15 protein-coding genes and 1 pseudogene are annotated in these 14,802 nt (G+C 70.3%); 9 read left to right on the top strand and 7 right to left on the bottom strand.

What is annotated here, in order from left to right; translation table 11 throughout:
* The first annotated feature begins 8 nt into the window (after window positions 1-8).
* A complete protein-coding gene (locus ACSDQ9_RS09310; protein WP_435146299.1) occupies window positions 9-1,160 on the top strand; it encodes a hypothetical protein in 1,152 nt (383 codons plus the stop codon).
* Between the two features lie 12 nt (window positions 1,161-1,172).
* Here ACSDQ9_RS09310 and ACSDQ9_RS09305 read toward each other — a convergent pair whose 3' ends face one another.
* Both ACSDQ9_RS09305 and ACSDQ9_RS09300 read right to left on the bottom strand, forming a co-directional pair.
* A complete protein-coding gene (locus tag ACSDQ9_RS09305) occupies window positions 1,173-1,580 on the bottom strand; it encodes a barstar family protein (RefSeq protein WP_435146297.1) in 408 nt (135 codons plus the stop codon).
* Window positions 1,577-2,731 (bottom strand): PQQ-dependent sugar dehydrogenase, encoded by a 1,155-nt coding sequence (locus ACSDQ9_RS09300; protein WP_435146295.1) that lies wholly within the window; start codon window positions 2,729-2,731, stop codon window positions 1,577-1,579. The genes ACSDQ9_RS09305 and ACSDQ9_RS09300 overlap by 4 nt, the downstream gene beginning before the upstream one ends.
* Window positions 2,732-2,814: 83 nt before the next feature.
* On the opposite strand from ACSDQ9_RS09300, the gene ACSDQ9_RS09295 reads away from it, so the two are divergent.
* Window positions 2,815-3,357: a hypothetical protein gene (locus ACSDQ9_RS09295; protein WP_435146293.1), complete on the top strand. Its 543-nt coding sequence runs from the start codon at window positions 2,815-2,817 to the stop codon at window positions 3,355-3,357.
* Window positions 3,358-3,511: 154 nt separating this feature from the next.
* On the opposite strand, the gene ACSDQ9_RS09290 is transcribed toward ACSDQ9_RS09295, so the two are convergent.
* The 3 genes from ACSDQ9_RS09290 to ACSDQ9_RS09280 are packed head-to-tail and all read right to left on the bottom strand — an operon-like array spanning window position 3,512 to window position 6,806.
* A complete protein-coding gene (locus tag ACSDQ9_RS09290; RefSeq protein WP_435146291.1) occupies window positions 3,512-4,525 on the bottom strand; it encodes a zinc-binding dehydrogenase in 1,014 nt (337 codons plus the stop codon).
* The gene (locus ACSDQ9_RS09285; protein ID WP_435146289.1) at window positions 4,522-5,952 is read right to left on the bottom strand and encodes a mannitol dehydrogenase family protein; all 1,431 of its coding nucleotides are present in this window, start codon (window positions 5,950-5,952) and stop codon (window positions 4,522-4,524) included. Before ACSDQ9_RS09285 ends, ACSDQ9_RS09290 begins: the two co-directional genes overlap by 4 nt.
* A 26-nt stretch (window positions 5,953-5,978) precedes the next feature.
* Window positions 5,979-6,806 (bottom strand): SDR family NAD(P)-dependent oxidoreductase, encoded by an 828-nt coding sequence (locus tag ACSDQ9_RS09280; RefSeq protein WP_435146287.1) that lies wholly within the window; start codon window positions 6,804-6,806, stop codon window positions 5,979-5,981.
* An 88-nt stretch (window positions 6,807-6,894) separates the two neighbouring features.
* Here ACSDQ9_RS09280 and ACSDQ9_RS09275 point away from each other — a divergent pair, with 88 nt between their 5' ends.
* Complete coding sequence (locus tag ACSDQ9_RS09275) at window positions 6,895-7,467, top strand: TetR/AcrR family transcriptional regulator (RefSeq protein WP_435146285.1); 573 nt, start codon at window positions 6,895-6,897, stop codon at window positions 7,465-7,467.
* A gap of 37 nt (window positions 7,468-7,504) precedes the next feature.
* Complete coding sequence (locus ACSDQ9_RS09270; protein ID WP_435146283.1) at window positions 7,505-8,173, top strand: SIMPL domain-containing protein; 669 nt, start codon at window positions 7,505-7,507, stop codon at window positions 8,171-8,173.
* Window positions 8,174-8,327: 154 nt separating this feature from the next.
* Here ACSDQ9_RS09270 and ACSDQ9_RS09265 read toward each other — a convergent pair.
* A pseudogene (locus tag ACSDQ9_RS09265) lies at window positions 8,328-8,423 on the bottom strand (hypothetical protein); the annotation flags it as partial.
* 71 nt (window positions 8,424-8,494) lie between these two features.
* Between ACSDQ9_RS09265 and ACSDQ9_RS09260 the strand changes: the two are divergent.
* Window positions 8,495-8,887, top strand: coding sequence for a DoxX family protein (locus tag ACSDQ9_RS09260; RefSeq protein WP_435146281.1), 393 nt, complete (start codon window positions 8,495-8,497; stop codon window positions 8,885-8,887).
* Between the two features lie 28 nt (window positions 8,888-8,915).
* Here ACSDQ9_RS09260 and ACSDQ9_RS09255 read toward each other — a convergent pair whose 3' ends face one another.
* Window positions 8,916-10,109, bottom strand: coding sequence for an ROK family protein (locus ACSDQ9_RS09255; RefSeq protein WP_435146279.1), 1,194 nt, complete (start codon window positions 10,107-10,109; stop codon window positions 8,916-8,918).
* A gap of 141 nt (window positions 10,110-10,250) precedes the next feature.
* On the opposite strand from ACSDQ9_RS09255, the gene ACSDQ9_RS09250 reads away from it, so the two are divergent.
* Genes ACSDQ9_RS09250 through ACSDQ9_RS09235 form a run of 4 tightly spaced genes read left to right on the top strand, consistent with a single transcriptional unit; the run spans window position 10,251 to window position 14,749 of the window.
* The gene (locus ACSDQ9_RS09250; protein ID WP_435146277.1) at window positions 10,251-11,528 is read left to right on the top strand and encodes an ABC transporter substrate-binding protein; all 1,278 of its coding nucleotides are present in this window, start codon (window positions 10,251-10,253) and stop codon (window positions 11,526-11,528) included.
* The gene (locus tag ACSDQ9_RS09245; RefSeq protein WP_435146275.1) at window positions 11,525-12,451 is read left to right on the top strand and encodes a carbohydrate ABC transporter permease; all 927 of its coding nucleotides are present in this window, start codon (window positions 11,525-11,527) and stop codon (window positions 12,449-12,451) included. Before ACSDQ9_RS09250 ends, ACSDQ9_RS09245 begins: the two co-directional genes overlap by 4 nt.
* Window positions 12,444-13,334 (top strand): carbohydrate ABC transporter permease, encoded by an 891-nt coding sequence (locus ACSDQ9_RS09240; RefSeq protein WP_435146273.1) that lies wholly within the window; start codon window positions 12,444-12,446, stop codon window positions 13,332-13,334. Before ACSDQ9_RS09245 ends, ACSDQ9_RS09240 begins: the two co-directional genes overlap by 8 nt.
* Window positions 13,334-14,749, top strand: coding sequence for a sulfatase-like hydrolase/transferase (locus ACSDQ9_RS09235; protein WP_435146271.1), 1,416 nt, complete (start codon window positions 13,334-13,336; stop codon window positions 14,747-14,749). The genes ACSDQ9_RS09240 and ACSDQ9_RS09235 overlap by 1 nt, the downstream gene beginning before the upstream one ends.
* The last annotated feature ends 53 nt before the right edge of the window (window positions 14,750-14,802 follow it).

Raw genomic sequence — 14,802 nt, 5'->3', positions numbered from 1 at the left:
CTGACCCCATGGGACGACGCACGCGCGCGGGAGCCGACGACGGGGAGCGCGATTTTGCGCCAGAACCCGCACGCCGGCTGCTCGCGAGGCCCAACAAGGGGGGTGGAGCGAGCCCGCGTGCGGGTTCTGGCGGTGATGAGGCGGCCGAGGGCGAGGCGCCGCTGGCCCCGGGCACCCGTCGGCGCCTCGTGGTCGGCACCCTGGCCGCGGTCCTGGTGCTGGTGGCAGCCCTCACGCTGCCCTCGTTGGTCGGACGATCGACCCGCGACGACAGCGCCCCCGACCCCAACCGGCCGACGGCCTCGACCCTGCCCACCGTTCTGCCAACCGCCGACTGGACCCGCAGGGTCGGCACCGGCGATCCCTTCGACGCCGGCCCGCTCGTCGTGACCAGCGGCGACACTGTGGTCGTGCGGGTGCAGTTGCTCGAACAGGTCCGCGACGGGCTGGGCATCGTGGCCTGCGTGAGCCCCCGCGGTGGGCAGACGGGAACCGTCGGTGACTCCAGCTTCCCGCCGGGATGCTCGGGCTACCCGGCACCCGCGCTCACCTGGGAACAGGTCGAGGGCGCCGACGTCGCGGTGCACAGTTCGGCCACGGCAGGCGGCGTCCGCTGGACCGACGAGGTGGCCCTGGTCGCGGTGTTCGCCGACGACACCCTGCGAGTCGAGGCGGTCTTCGCTGATCCCACCGACGCGCCCTGGCCCGAGACGGGTCAGGTCGGCAACGGCCTCAACTTCGACGCCCTCTGCGTGCCCTCCCACCAGCGGGTCACCAAGGGTTCCCTGGTCGCGGCCCAGCATGCGGCCGAATCCCTGCCTGACTACCAGTTCCTGTTCGTGGCCGACTCGACGCTCAACGTGGTCGTCACTCAGGACGTCGTCCGGGCCAGGGAGGTGATCGAGCAGCAGTTCACCGGCCCGCTGTGTGTGGGTCAGGGGCAGGGGTTGCCGGCGCCGCGCCTTCAGCAGGCCGAGCGTGCGGTGACCCGGCTCGACGGGGTGGTCGACGCCATGATCGTGCCCGAGAACCAGGGGGCGGCGCTCGAGGTCACCGTGATCGCCCTCACGCCCGACCTGCACGGACGCATCGTGGCCGCGGTCGGCGCCGACGTGTCGCAGTGGCTGATCATCCGGGCCGACCTGCAGCCGGTCGGCTGAGCGCCGGCCACGTCAGTCGAGCACGAGCTCGACCCGCCCACCCCGCTCGGGTGCATGGTCGGCGAAGACCTGCAGCACCAGGTCGAAGTAGGTGGGCCCGGTGCCGGCCTCGAGCTCGGCCAGCCGTTCCTCGATGACGCCTCGGTTGAACCCCGGACGAGCCAGCTTCTCCCGGTACCAGTCACGCGTGTCCTCGAACCCCAGGGCCGCACGGCTGGTCGCGTGCTCGTGCCAGACCACCCGCAGCGTTTCGTCCGGATGGGCGGCCATCAGGCCGATGCCTCCGTGGAGCAGGTCGTTGAGGGCGTCGAGACTGGGCCCGAGCTGCCACGATTCCTCCGCCATGAACTGGGCGTTGACTTCGGCATACAGACCGGCGAGGTCGGTGATCCGGGAACCCTCGAGGGTGACGGTGATCACGCGACCGGCACGCTCACGACGTGGTCGTCGCCGTCGCGAGGTGTGCCTCGTCCGTCGGTGTTGTTGGTGAGCACCCACAGCGCTCCGTCGGGTGCCACGGCGACGTCGCGCAGGCGGCCCCGATCGGTGAGCTGCTCGGACGAGGAACCGGTTTCTGACAAGGGCACTCGCCGCAACCGCTCGCCCTTGAGGTTGGCGATCCAGATGGCGTCGCCGGCGATGGCGATGCCGCTGGGGCTGGCGTCGTCCGGGGACCACTGCTGCACCGGGTCGATGAAGCCCTCGCGACCGGCCTTGCCCTCGATGGTCGGCCAGCCGTAGTTGCCGCCGGGGCGGATGACGTTGAGTTCGTCCCAGGTGTTCTGCCCGAACTCCGCGGCATACATGGTGCCGTCGGGAGCCCAGGCGAGGCCCTGCGGGTTGCGGTGGCCGTAACTCCACACGAGCGTGCCGAACGGGTTGCCGGCGGGCACCGCGCCGTCGGGGCTCAGGCGCAGGATCTTGCCAGCGAGCGAGCCGCGGTCCTGGGCGTTCGGACGATCGCCGGCATCGCCCGTGGTGGCGTAGAGCATGCCGTCGGGCCCGAACGAGATCCGGCCGCCGTTGTGGGTGAACCCCTTCGGGATGCCCGTCAGGATGGCGGTGGGGGAGCCGAGAGCGAGCGAGCCGGGCTCGCCGGTCAGCGGCAGTCGGACGATGCGGTTGTCGCTGGCCGTCGTGAGGTAGGCGTAGAGCTGTGCATCGCGGACGGCAAGGCCCAACAGTCCTCCCTCGCCCTCGTGGACGACCCCGGCGATGGTGCCGATCGCGCGGGTGGTGCCGTCGCTGGCCAACTCGAGAATGCGCCCGGAGTCTCGCTCGCTGATGAGCGCCGTCTGGCCGTGGAAGACGATCGACCAGGGTGCCTGCAGGTTCTGGGTGACCACCGAAGGCGTGGTCGACGTGGGCTGGCTGGTGGTGGGCGTCCCGCTGCCGGTGGGGGTCGTGGGAGTGGGTCCGATGGACGTGCTCGGGGGCGGGGTGGAGATGTCGCCGGGGCGGGGGGCCGAAGTCGAGACGGGTTCCGTGGGTGCCGGCTCGTTCGTGCAGGCCGCGAGTCCGGCGGTGCTGGCGAGCAGACCGGCGAGGGCGAGGGTGCGAAGTCGGGTCACGGGGCCTCCTGTGCTTGGCACGAGCCTACGTGGCGGACCGTGCACCCAGGGACTGTGCACCCAGGGGCTGGCAGGCTAGCCGCATGCCCCCGCAGCAGCTGATCGTCCGCTCCGTCTACCCGCCGCTCCGCCGCCGGTTCCGGTTGCTGACGACCGTGCATGCCTCGATGGCGGCCATCTGCCTTGCGGCGATGCTCGCGATCCTGATGCTCGCGCCCAAGGTGGTGCACGCGGCCGCCTGGGTGTTCGTGTTGCTGCTCGTCAACTCCGTGTTCCAGCTGGCCTACTACTGCTGGTACTGGGGTGCGCGGCTGGCCATCGGACGACCCCTGGTGGTCGATGACACCGGTCTGGAGTTCCAGTCGACCGCGGGTCAGATCAGGCTGCCGTGGCCGGCGGTCGACCGCGTCGAGAGGGTCACCACGATCTTCGGGCAGCAGGTGATGAAGGTGCACATCCGTCCAGGCGCCACCCCGGGTCAGGGCGGCGTCGAGGCGGAGGCGAGGATCTGGCGGAAGCTGGTCAAGAGCGGGGTGCAACTCGGATCCGTCGGCATCGAGCCAGGCCTCGACGTGGTGCTGGCGGCCATCGCCCACCACTCCCGCGGCCAGGTGCGCCTCGGCTGACGCCCCCTCCTCGCCCACTCGAGCCCCGGCCGCCGCGGCGAAAAGTGTGGGAAATGAGCACCTGAAACGGGGTTCGTTCCCCAGCTGAGCGGCGAACCCGCGTTCGGGTGCGCGATTCACACACCCGTTGCGTCGCACCGGTCAGCGACCCGGCTCAGCCCAGGCGGACGAGCACCTTCCCCGAGGCCTCCGAATCACCGGCCACCGCGAAGGCGCGCTCCACCTCGTGCAGCCCGAAGGTGTGGGTGATCACGCCCCGGATCCCCGGGGTGCCCGCCAGCAGGGCCACCGCCGCGTCGATCTCGTCGGCGAACCGGAAGCTCGTGTGCACCGTGACCTCCTTCGAGATGAGCCGCGACAGCTCGAGCGGTTGGGGCCCGGCGGCGATCATGCCGACCTGTACCACCGTGCCGCCCCGACGCACCGCCCGCCAGGCACTGTTCACCCCGGCGGCCGCTCCCGAACACTCGAAGACCACGTCGAAAGCGCCCTCGGGCAGGTCGTCGACCCCGACCGGCACCAGACGATCGGCGCCCAGATCACCCGCCCGCCGAAGAGCCCCGCTCGCCAGGTCGGACGCCGCCACCGTCGCCACCCCACTCGCGCGCAGGGCGGCGATCTGCAGCAGCCCGATCGGTCCGCAGCCGATGACCAGGGCGTTCGCCCCTTCCACCGCAGGGCGCCCTGCCTGCCCCACCGCGTGCAGCGCCACCGCCAGCGGTTCGGCCAGGGCCGCGCGGTCGAGCGGCAGCTCGTCCGGCAGCACGCGCACCATGGCGCGTTCCACCACCAGGAACTCGGCCATCGCGCCCTGCGTGTGCGGCCGGGTCGCCGCGCTGCCGAGGTAACTGCCGCCCGGCCACAGGTGTGGTCGCCGCTCGATTCCGACAACCGGCTCGCCGAAGCGGGCGGGATGCACGGTCACCGGGGTCCCTTCCGCCAGCGCCCCGGTGGTGTCGAGGTCGACGACGCCTGCCAGCTCGTGCCCGGGAATGAGGGGTTCGCGCACCACGAAATCTCCGTTGGCACCGTGCTGGAAGTAGTGCAGGTCCGACCCGCAGATGCCGACGTGGCTGATCCGCAGGCGCAGCTGGTGCTCGTCCGGTTCGGGGGTGGGCAGGTCGTCGACGCGCAGGTCGCCGGCCCCCCAGATGCGAACGGCCTTCATGCGTGCTCCTCGACGGCGTGGGTGGCGGCCGCCGCGATGCCCGCGCGAGTGATCACCTCGACCAGCTCGGCGACCCGGCTGACGAAGGCATCGTGGTCGACCAGACCGGGCAGCACCGCGCCGACCACTCCGCGGACGCGCTCGAGCCCGCTCAGACCGCGGGTGAGTTCGACCAACCTCGCGCGGAGGGGTTCGTCCATCTGGTCGGCCACGGGCCCGGGCGCGAACCCCTCGGGCGGGGCGATGCAGCAGATCCAGGCGGCGGTGGTGAGGGCCGCCAGGTGCGGAACCTCGTCACGGGCGAGCGCGCCGAGGGCGGGTCGGGGAAGGCGTTGCGGCAGTTTGGACGACCCGTCGCTGCCCACCCGGGCGATGCGGTCGCCGAGGGTGGTGTTCTGCCAGCGGCGGTGCAGCTGCGCCACCCAGGCGTCGACGTCGAACCCGGTGGGGGCGGTGAGCACGGGCCGGCATTCGCGCTCGATGGCGGCGTGCACGGCGGCCTTGACCCAGTCGAGCGCCCACGCCTCGGGAATCGTCACCGCGCCCGCCAGCGCCCCGGTGTAGCTGATCAGGGAGTGCATGCCGTTCAGCACCAGCAGTTTGAGGTCTTCGAAGCGGTCGACCTCGGACGAGAACACCGCCCCTGCCGCCTCCCAGTGCGGACGCCCGGCGGGGAAGGAGTCCTCGAGCACCCACATCGAGAAGCGCTCGGCCGGCACCGGCACGCGATCGTCCACCCCCAGCAGCTCGGCGACTCTGGCGCGCGTGCGGTCGGTGGTGCCGGGCACGATGCGGTCGACCATCGTGTTCGGGAACGTGGTGTGCGCGACGACCTCATCGATGACGGACGACGCCACCCCCGAGCGTTCGAGCCAGCCGATCACGGCCGCGCGGGTGGTGGTGCCGTTCGACGAGACGTTGTCGCAGCTGACCACGGCCAGGGGTGCCTGGCTGGCGGCGCGGCGGGCGAGCCCCTGGGCGAGCAGTCCGATCATGCAGGTGGGATCCGACTGCGGATCGGCGAGGTAGCCCGACTCGGTGATGGTCAGGCTGACGACCCGGTGACGCGGGTCGGCGATGCGGGCGATCACGGCCTCGGGGTCGAGGGCCGCGACCAGGGCCTCGCGGTGCACGTCGACCACGTCGGCCCGCTCGTCCTCGGGGTCGAGGGTGAGCACCGAGTAGAGGTGGTCCTGCTCCGCCAGCGCCCGCGCGACGGTCGGCGATCGGTGCGCCACGCCCACGATGCCCCAGTCGTCGTCACCGGCTCCGGCGAGCGCCAGTGCGGTGGCCACGGCCTGGTGGGCGCGATGGAACTGCCCGAGCCCCAGATGGACGATCCCGGTGCCGGCCCCGGCGGAGGCGCCGAGCAGGGCCGAGCTGGGCAGGGCGGATCGTCCGAGTCGATCGGGAGCGTGCGGCTGCATGCTTCATTGTCGAGGGTGGCGGCGGCTCACTTCCACCCGCCCAGACGCGCAGCGAGGGCGTCCCCGACCGGGGTCGGCAGGGCGGCGCCGAGCGCCATCATCGCCGCCGCCTGGGCGCCGGCGGCGTAGCGGGCGCGGGGGCGACGATCGGTGAGGGCGCGCTCCACGTAGCGGGCCACCAGGTCGGGGTCGACCGCCCGCGGTGCGAGGGTGCGAATCATGCGCTGCAACCCCGCCAGATGGGGCTCGTAGAGCAGTCGGTGCTCGGGCTGCAGCTCCGCCTCCATCTGGTCGAGCTGCTGCGGAACCCCTTGCCAGGTCTCGGTGTTGGTCGGCCCGGGCTCGATCACGCTGACCTTGATCTGCCACGGACGAAGCTCCACCCGCAGCACGTCGGCCATGCCCTCGAGGGCGCATTTGGACGAGCAGTAGGCCCCCTCGAGGGCGACCGGGGTGCGCCCGCCGGTCGACGAGACGAAGACGATGCGCCCACGCGAGCGGCGCAGTCTCGGCAGCACCGCCTGGGTGACCGCCAACTGCCCGACGACGTTGACCTCGAACGAGCGCCGCAGGTCGTCGACGGTGACGCCCTCGAGCGGCCCCAGCACGCCGATGGCCGCGTTGTTGACGACGGCGTCGAGGCGTTCGGGCAGCCGGTCGTCGAGGGCGGCGAGGTGGTCGGGGTTGGTGATGTCGAGGTCGATGGGGGTGATGCGGGGGTGCTGCTCGGCCAGGTGGGCGGCCTGCGTGGCCTCACGGGCTCCGGCGTACACGTCCCACCCGGCGCGGGCCAAGCGCAGGGCGGTGGCCGCGCCGATGCCGCGTCGGGAGCCGGTGATGAGTGCGGTGGGCATGATGCTCCTTCTCGCGGGCACTGGCCGCTGACAGTGGTGACACACTACGCCCGTAGTGTTCGCCTGTCACTACTTCTATAGTGAGCGCATGCCCAGCCAGCGCGAACGAGCCCTCGACGCCGCCATCGACCTGCTGGGCACGCGCGGCCTCAAGGCGCTCACCCATCGCGGCGTCGACCGGCGTGCCGACCTGCCCCCGGGCAGCACCTCGAACTACTTCCGCACCCGCGATGCCCTGCTCGTCGGCGCCTCCGAGCGCATCGTCGAGCGCGAGGTGCAGGGGTTCGGCGCCGTGGAAGTCACCTCGGCCGAGGCCCTCATCGACCTGATCGTGCGGCTGATCGACCTGACCACCCGCACCAACCGGACGATGACCGCCGCGAGGCTCGTCCTTTTCTTGGAATCTAGCCATCACGAGGGGTTGCGGACGACCCTGTGGCGCGGCCGTGAGCAGATGGCCGCCATGCTCGAGCCGCAGGTGGCCGGGCTCGGTGCGCGTGACCCGCGGACGACCACCGTGGCGCTGATGGCCTGCGCGGAAGGGGTGATTCTGCATCGCATCGCCCGCCACGACGATGAGGAGGTGCGCCCGTTGATCGAGGCGGTCGTCCGCGGTGCCCTCGGATCGACGGTGCCTTCGCATGAACAGGGGACTGGCTAGGCTCGGCACTGACAGCCGGACCGTCGAGGGAGTCGCCATGACCGCCATCACCATCACCGTGCGGGGCGAGTTCGTCGCCCACCGCCAGCCCGAGCGCGCCACCGTGTCGGTGTCGGTCGCCCTCGAGGGTTCCGATCCGTCGTCGGTCTTCCGCGGGGTGGCCGCCTCGGGTGAACGCCTGCTGGCCAGCATCCGGGCCCTGCACAACCCCACGGCGGGGCCCGTGACCTGGTTCTCGACCGGACGAGTGCGCACCTGGGCGAACCGGCCGTGGAACAAGGACGGCAAGCAGTTGGCGCTCGTGCACCACGCGGGCCAGAAGGTCAGCGCGAAGTTCTCCGACTTCGATGCCCTGAGCGCGTGGCTCGCGCAGGCGGTCGAGATCAAGGGGGTGACCGTCGATGACATCGACTGGGCGCTCACCGAGAAGGCCAGGCTCGAGCTCGTGCGCGAGGTGCGGGCGCAGGCGGTGCGACAGGCCCGTGACAAGGCGCAGGAGTACGCCGATGCCCTCGAGCTCGGGTCGGTGAGGGTGGTGCAGATTGCTGATTCGGGCATGCTCGACCAGGGGCTGCAACCGCAGATGGCGCAGGCGATGGCGTATTCGCGGGGTGCCGCGGGCGGGGGAGGCTCGAACCTGCAGCTGGTGCCCGAGGACGTCTCGGTGGAGGCGTCGGTCGATGCGCGCTTCCAGATCGGCGACTGACTCGCTCTTTCGCGCATAACACCCGCGTGTGCTCAGAACTCCACGGTCTCCGGTGGAGTTCTGAGCACAGGCGGAGCTCCACGTGCGGACCTGTCGCCCTCGCCCACACCCGAGCTCCTTCGCTGGTCAGGTGCACCTGGATGGCCCGGCCGTCGCCGGGGCAGGTGATCCGCCTCACCAGGCCGCGGGCCTCGAGTCGTCCGATGGCCTTCGACACCCTCGGAGCCGGGGCCCGCAACGCGGACGCCAACTCTCCCCGACCGCAGCGAACGGCCCGGGGCCGTGCGCAGCATGCCGAGCAGGCCGTACTCGAAGTTTCAGGTGCACTCGGGAGCCCCAAGGAGAATTGTCACGACCATCGCGTACTGGATCGTCGCCGGAATCGCCGCCTTTGCCTTCCTCGGCGCCGGCTTCATGAAGGCCACCACCCCCAAGCAGAAGCTCGCCGAGAAGGGGATGGGCTGGACCGAGAACTTCTCGCCGCTGGCCGTGAAGCTGATCGGCATCGCCGAGATCCTGGGCGCCATCGGCCTGATCGTGCCCCGGCTGGTGAACATCGCGCCCGTGCTCGGCCCGATCGCCGCCGTGGCGCTCGCGGTGACCATGGTCGGCGCGATCGTCGTCCACGCCCGCCGCAAGGAAGCCGCGACCCCCGCCATCGTGCTGCTGGTGCTGTCGATCGCGGCCGCGGTATTGGGATTCGCCACCCTCTGAGGCCCCAGCTGTGGCGGTCATGGCCCGATCACCAGCGCGGAGCCTGCACCCCCGGCCCATTCCCCAGCAGCCCGAGCCCCGAGAGCGCCGCGCCAACCGCCGTCGCCCGGTCACCCAGAGAGGTCCGCACCAGCCGCATCGGCTCCCGCGACAATGCCTCGACCCGCACCCGAACCTCCGCCAGGAAGTCGTCCCCCAGCGCCAGGGGGTAGCCGCCGAGGGTGAGCACCTCGGGTGCCTCCAGAGTGGTGAACACGGCCACGATGCCGGCGAGATCGTCGGCCAGCCGCTCGAGCAGTGAAACGGCCCAGGGTTCACCGGCCCCGGCCGCGCGGCCGACCGCGGCGGCGATGGTGTTCATGTGATCCGGCCCAGCGGGGGCACCAAGACCCTGCTCGGTGGCGGCCCGCTCGACTACGGCGAACCCGATCATGGCGTCGATGCAGCCGCCACGACCGCAGTGGCACGGGCGACTCGGGTCACCCAGCGGCACGTGCCCGGGGCTGCCGCGGTCGGCGTCGAGGGTGTCGTCGACGTGCAATCCGCGCGTGAGCGCCATGCCGAGACCGACGCCGATCTGCAGGTGCATCAGTCGGCTGGTGCCCGCGGTTTCCGGTTGGCGCGCGTTGGCCAGCGCCGCGGACGAAGCGATGTTGTGCACCACCGCTGGCAGTTCGAGCCGCTGTTCCAGCAGGTCGGCGACGGGAACGTCATGCCAGTCGACATGGTGCGATCCGACCACGATGCGCCCCAGCCGCACCTTCGCGGGCATGGCGACCCCCACCCCGGCGATCTGGCCACCGGTGGCGGCCTGCACCTCGTGCACGGCATCGACGATCTGGGTCACGGCTTCGTCCGGGGTGGGTCGCTTCAAGGCGGCTGACAAGCGGCGATGCACGACGTTTCCGCCGCGACCGACCCCGACCACCTCGGTGCGGTCGACGCGGCAGTCGACGCCCACGCCCACCCAGGACGACCCCAGGGCTAGCATGCGGCGGGGTCGTCCGGGGCCGCGGGTGGCGGGCGCGTCGTCGCTCTCTTCGACCAGACCGCGGTCGACCAGGCCGACGACCAGCCGCGAGACTGCCATCTGACTCAGCCCGAGGCGCTGTGCCAACTCGGTGCGTGAGAGCGAACTCTCCTGCAGGGCGCGCAGCACCAGCCGCTCGTTGGCCGCGCGCATCACGGGGCCGGACAGGCCTCGGCGTCGCTCCTCGCTCACCAGCTTCCTCGCTCCCGAACGCTCACGTTCGCTCAATTCGCTCAATTCCGCAGTGTGGACCCTTGACAGGTCACGTCCCGGAACAGCGAATATCTAACACCGCGTGAAAATTATCGCACCCAGTCAGAGTTTGGAGTCACCATGACCCGCATCACCGTCTCCCGTCGTCACCTGCTGACCGGCGCCACCGCTGTCGCCGCCACCTCGGCCCTCGCCGCTTGCACCAGCCCCGCGGGCAACACCGCCGCCACCAGCGGCACCAAGAAGCTGAGCCTGCTGCTGCTCGGCCCCACCGACGCCATGGCCAGCTACTTCACCAAGACCGCCCTGCCCGCCTTCACCAAGGCCTCGGGCTACGCCGTCGAGATGCAGACCAGCGACTGGGGCTCCGCCTTCCAGAAGATCACCACCGGCGCCGCGTCGAACTCCCTGCCCGACGTCTTCGTGATCGGCGGCATCTGGACCGCACCCCTGGCCGCCAAGAACGCGCTGCTCGACATCACCGACCGCCTCAACGGTTGGGACCAGAAGGACCAGTTCTTCGAGGGCATGGTCACCGACTGCGAGTACGACGGCAAGCTCTACGCCGTGCCCGCCGGCGCCGACGTGCGCTCGGGCATCTACCGCAAGGACCTGCTCGACGCCGCCGGGGTCAGCGCCCTGCCGACCACGTGGGACGAGTTCCGTGCTGCCGCCCAGAAGATCAAGGACCATGGCGGCGTCCGTTCCCCGATCTACTGGGGCCTCGACAAGAGCATCGGCGTGCAGCAGGCCTTCGCGCAGCTCTTCCTGCAGGCTGGCGGCGAGTACTTCAACGCCGACGGCAAGGCCACCTTCAACTCCGAGGCGGGCAAGAAAGCGCTGACGTTCATGGCCAGCACCTTCGCCGACGGCCTCAGCGACATCAACATGGTTTCGTCCGGCAACGGCCCGTCGTTCCTCGCCCAGGGTGCCAGCGCCATGACCTTCTCGGGCGCGGCCACCATTCAGAACGCCCGTGACAACGCCAAGGACGTCGTCGACAAGATCGTCGTCGGCCCCGCCCTCAAGCCCGATGCGGCCGGCAATGCCACCTCGGTGTCCTGGGTCAACAAGCTCGCCATCGCCCGCACCACCAAGGACGCCGACGGCGCCTGGAAGCTGCTCACCCACCTGACCAGCAAGGACCAGCTGAACGAGATCGACAACCTGTGGGGAACCCTGCCCCCGCGCAAGGACCTCGCCGACGCCAGCTGGCTGACCGGCGAGCTGAAGACCGTGATGGCCTCGGCCGACAACACCACCTCGCAGCCGCGCAGCCCCAAGATGATGCAGCTCGGCCCCGCCGTGAAGGACCTGCTCGAGCCGGCCCTGCGCGGATCGGCCACGGTCGAGGACACTCTGAAGGCCATCGACGCGAAGCTCGACTCGCTCTCATGACGGCGACCCTTCTCGCGACCCGTCAGCGGGTGAACCACCCCGACCTCGAACGCAGCCAGCGTCGGGCGGGGCGGCTGCTGCTCGCCCCGGGCATGCTGCTGCTGCTCATCACCACGGTCATCCCGCTGGTGATGGCGGCGGTGCTGTCGTTCACCAAGTACGACCTGCTGTCGGCACCCACCTTCGTCGGGTTCGACAACTACCGCGCCCTGTTCGGTGATCCCGATTTCGTGAAGTCGATCGGCAACACGTTCTACTTCGCCGTCGGGCAGGTCGTGCTCGGCCTGGTGGTGGCGTTCATGGTCGCCATGCTGTTCAACCGGCCGCTGGTCGGCGGGGCGGTCATGCGCACGGTGATCTACCTGCCGCAGGCGATGTCGTACGTGGTGGTCGCGCTGCTGTGGTCGTTCCTCTACGACCCCTATCTCGGCCCCATCAACGCCGCGCTGCGGGGGATGGGCATCGACACGGTCAACTTCCTCACCCAGCCCGGGCTGGCGATGCCGTCGATCATGCTGATGTCGATGTGGCGCAACCTCGGCTACTTCATGATCATCCTGCTGGCCGGCCTCAAGGCCGTTCCCGAGGAACTGATCGAGGCCTCCCACGTTGACGGCGCCAGCTGGTGGTACCGCCTCAAGGACGTGATCATTCCGCAGATGCGCAACCCGCTGTTCTTCGTGGCGGTCACGTGGTTCATGGGTGGTCTGCAGATGTTCACCCAGTCGTACGTGATGACCCAGGGTGGGCCGCTGCAGCAGACCCGCACGGTGGTCTTCCACATGTACGAGGCGGCCTTCCTGAGCCTCAACATCGGCCAGGCCTCGGCCGTGGGGGTGCTGATGTTCCTCTTCGTGGTGGTCGTCGCCCTGCCCCTGCGCATCGCCCAGGAACTGCGTTCCACCAGGAGGACGAATGCCTGACATCCAGACCCCAGCCCGTCATCGCCCCGGCGTGGCCCGCAAGCACGCCGGCATGGCGTTCTCGCACGTCATCGCGTTGGTGCTGGTGGCGCTCTACCTGATGCCGATGCTCTACATCGTGATGGTCGCGCTCACCCCCACCGGTGAGTCGACCACGTCGGTGCCGAGTCGTCTCGAATTCGGCAACTTCGGACGAGCCCTGGCGTCGTCCGACTTCGGGTTGTTCTTCGTGAACTCGGCGCTGATCACGATCGTGTCGGCGCTGTCGCAGATCGTGCTGAGTTGCATGGCGGGGTATGCGCTAGCCAAGACGCCGCTGCCGGAATCGAAGACGCTGCTGATGTTCCTGGTGTCGCTGCTGGTGCTGCCGGGCGAGGTCGTGATGATCCCGCTGTTCGTGATGGTCACCCGCACCCCGCTGCTGAATGGCAACGACCTGTTCGGGCAGGGCGGCCAGGGCATGCTCGACAGCTATTTCGCGCTGATGCTGCCGCACCTGGTGTCGGCGCTGGCGATCTTCCTGATGCGGCAGTTCTACGCCGATCTGCCCGACGAGATCGGGCAGGCCGCCCGCGTCGACGGCGCCTCGGAGTTCCGCATCTTCGCCCGCATCTACACGCCCCTCACCCTGCCCGCCGTGGCCGTGGTGACCGTCCTGGCCTTCCAGTCGGCGTGGAATGACTTCCTGTGGCCGCTGATCATCGTGCGGTCGAGTCAGATGCGCACGCTGCAATTGGGGCTGACGATCTTCTACCAGGAGAACAGCACCCAGTGGAACCTGTTGATGGCCGCGATTCTGATGATGAGCATTCCGGTGGCAATCATCTTCCTGGTCGGGCAGCGCTGGTTCACGAGTGGCATCACCGCCGGTAGCGTCAAGTGATGCGCAACTTCGTCATCATCCAGACCGATGACCAGGGCCCGTGGGCCATGCCCCATCGCATGCCCGAACTGGTCATGCCCCACCTGGCGACGCTGCTCGAGGAGTCGCTCGAGCTCGAGCAGTTCCACTGCGCCTCGCCGGTGTGTTCGCCGGCGCGGGCATCGCTGCTGACCGGGCGCACGCCGTCGGCCCACGGGGTGCACGACTGGCTCGTCGGGGGCCGCAACCCGCAGGCTCGTCCGGACCACTACCTCGACGGGCAACCCACCACGCCCGAGGTGCTGGCCCGGGCGGGGTACCAGTGCGCGATGGTCGGCAAGTGGCACGTGGGCGACTCGCGCCAGCCCGCGCCGGGGTTCGAGCACTGGTGGGCCCACCGCTACGGCGGCGGGGCCTACAAGAATGCGCCGATCTGGGCGGCCGACGGCAGCGAGGCGACCGAGCCCCGGTACCTGACCGACGCCATCACCGAGGAGGCCCTGGGGTATTTGGCCGAGCGCGACCGGGAGCGTCCGTTCTACCTGCAGGTCAACTACACCGCCCCGCACACCCCGTGGGGGGCCGACCAGCACCTCGCCGACGACCTGGCGCTCTATGCCGACTGCACGTTCGACTCAGTGCCCCGCGAGGACCGCCACGAGTGGGCCAAGAACCGGGACGACTTCGACGCCGACTTCGCCGATCCGCTGCCGGCGCTGCGGGGTTACTGCGCCTCGCTCACGGCCGTGGACCGCGGTCTCGGCCGGATTCGGGCGGCGCTCGCGGAGCAGGGCGTGGCCGGCGAGACCGTGGTCGTCTACCTCTCCGACAACGGGTTCGCCTGCGGCCACGGCGGCATCTGGGGCAAGGGCAACGGCACCTGGCCGCTCAACTTCTTCGACTCGTCGGTGCGGGTGCCGTGCGTGGCGCACGTGCCCGGCGGACGAACCGGTCGTTCCGCCGCGCTGCTGTCGGCCACCGGGCTGCACCCGACGCTGTGCGAACTGGCCGGCGTCACCCCGGACGAGGACCGGTGGGCGGCCGCGGAATCGTTCGCCGACGTGCTGCTGGGGGAGCGCGAGTCGGGCGAGGAGGTCGTGGTGGTGCACTCGGAGTACGGCGGCGGGCGGATGATCACCGACGGGCGCTGGAAGTACGTGGCTCGTGCGGATGGCTCGGCCGAGCTGTACGACCGCGAGCACGACCCCGGGGAGCGGGTGAACCTGGCGGGCGTGCCGGCAAGTGCCCCGGTCGAGGAGCGATGGCGAGTGCGGCTGGAGGAGTGGTTCGCCGAGCACGAGCGTGCTGGGGCCTCGGGCTGGGACCGTCCGGTGTCGGGGTATGGGCAGGTGCACCCGGTGTGGCGGGGGCGGTCGGGTCTCGACAGCTATGTGCAGCCGTCGGAGCGGTTGGTCGGGCGGACGCCTGGCGCGTGATCACGCCCGACCGATCCAAACCGGTGCTGTCAGGGACGATCTTGTCTTTTTTG

This window comes from Aestuariimicrobium soli, assembly GCF_051192575.1.
Classification (GTDB): Bacteria; Actinomycetota; Actinomycetes; order Propionibacteriales; family Propionibacteriaceae; genus Aestuariimicrobium; species Aestuariimicrobium soli.
The sequence above is the reverse complement of the archived record's forward strand: the minus strand, read 5'-3'. Positions and strand labels throughout refer to the sequence as shown.

Coding starts and splice junctions, on each gene's coding strand:
- ACSDQ9_RS09240 (WP_435146273.1), top strand. CDS start 12,444: ATGCCTGACATCCAGACCCCAGCCCGTCATCGCCCCGGCGTGGCCCGC.
- ACSDQ9_RS09290 (WP_435146291.1), bottom strand. CDS start 4,525: ATGAAGGCCGTTCGCATCTGGGGGGCCGGCGACCTGCGCGTCGACGAC.
- ACSDQ9_RS09275 (WP_435146285.1), top strand. CDS start 6,895: ATGCCCAGCCAGCGCGAACGAGCCCTCGACGCCGCCATCGACCTGCTG.
- ACSDQ9_RS09285 (WP_435146289.1), bottom strand. CDS start 5,952: ATGCAGCCGCACGCTCCCGATCGACTCGGACGATCCGCCCTGCCCAGC.
- ACSDQ9_RS09235 (WP_435146271.1), top strand. CDS start 13,334: ATGCGCAACTTCGTCATCATCCAGACCGATGACCAGGGCCCGTGGGCC.
- ACSDQ9_RS09250 (WP_435146277.1), top strand. CDS start 10,251: ATGACCCGCATCACCGTCTCCCGTCGTCACCTGCTGACCGGCGCCACC.
- ACSDQ9_RS09245 (WP_435146275.1), top strand. CDS start 11,525: ATGACGGCGACCCTTCTCGCGACCCGTCAGCGGGTGAACCACCCCGAC.
- ACSDQ9_RS09310 (WP_435146299.1), top strand. CDS start 9: ATGGGACGACGCACGCGCGCGGGAGCCGACGACGGGGAGCGCGATTTT.
- ACSDQ9_RS09295 (WP_435146293.1), top strand. CDS start 2,815: ATGCCCCCGCAGCAGCTGATCGTCCGCTCCGTCTACCCGCCGCTCCGC.
- ACSDQ9_RS09280 (WP_435146287.1), bottom strand. CDS start 6,806: ATGCCCACCGCACTCATCACCGGCTCCCGACGCGGCATCGGCGCGGCC.
- ACSDQ9_RS09270 (WP_435146283.1), top strand. CDS start 7,505: ATGACCGCCATCACCATCACCGTGCGGGGCGAGTTCGTCGCCCACCGC.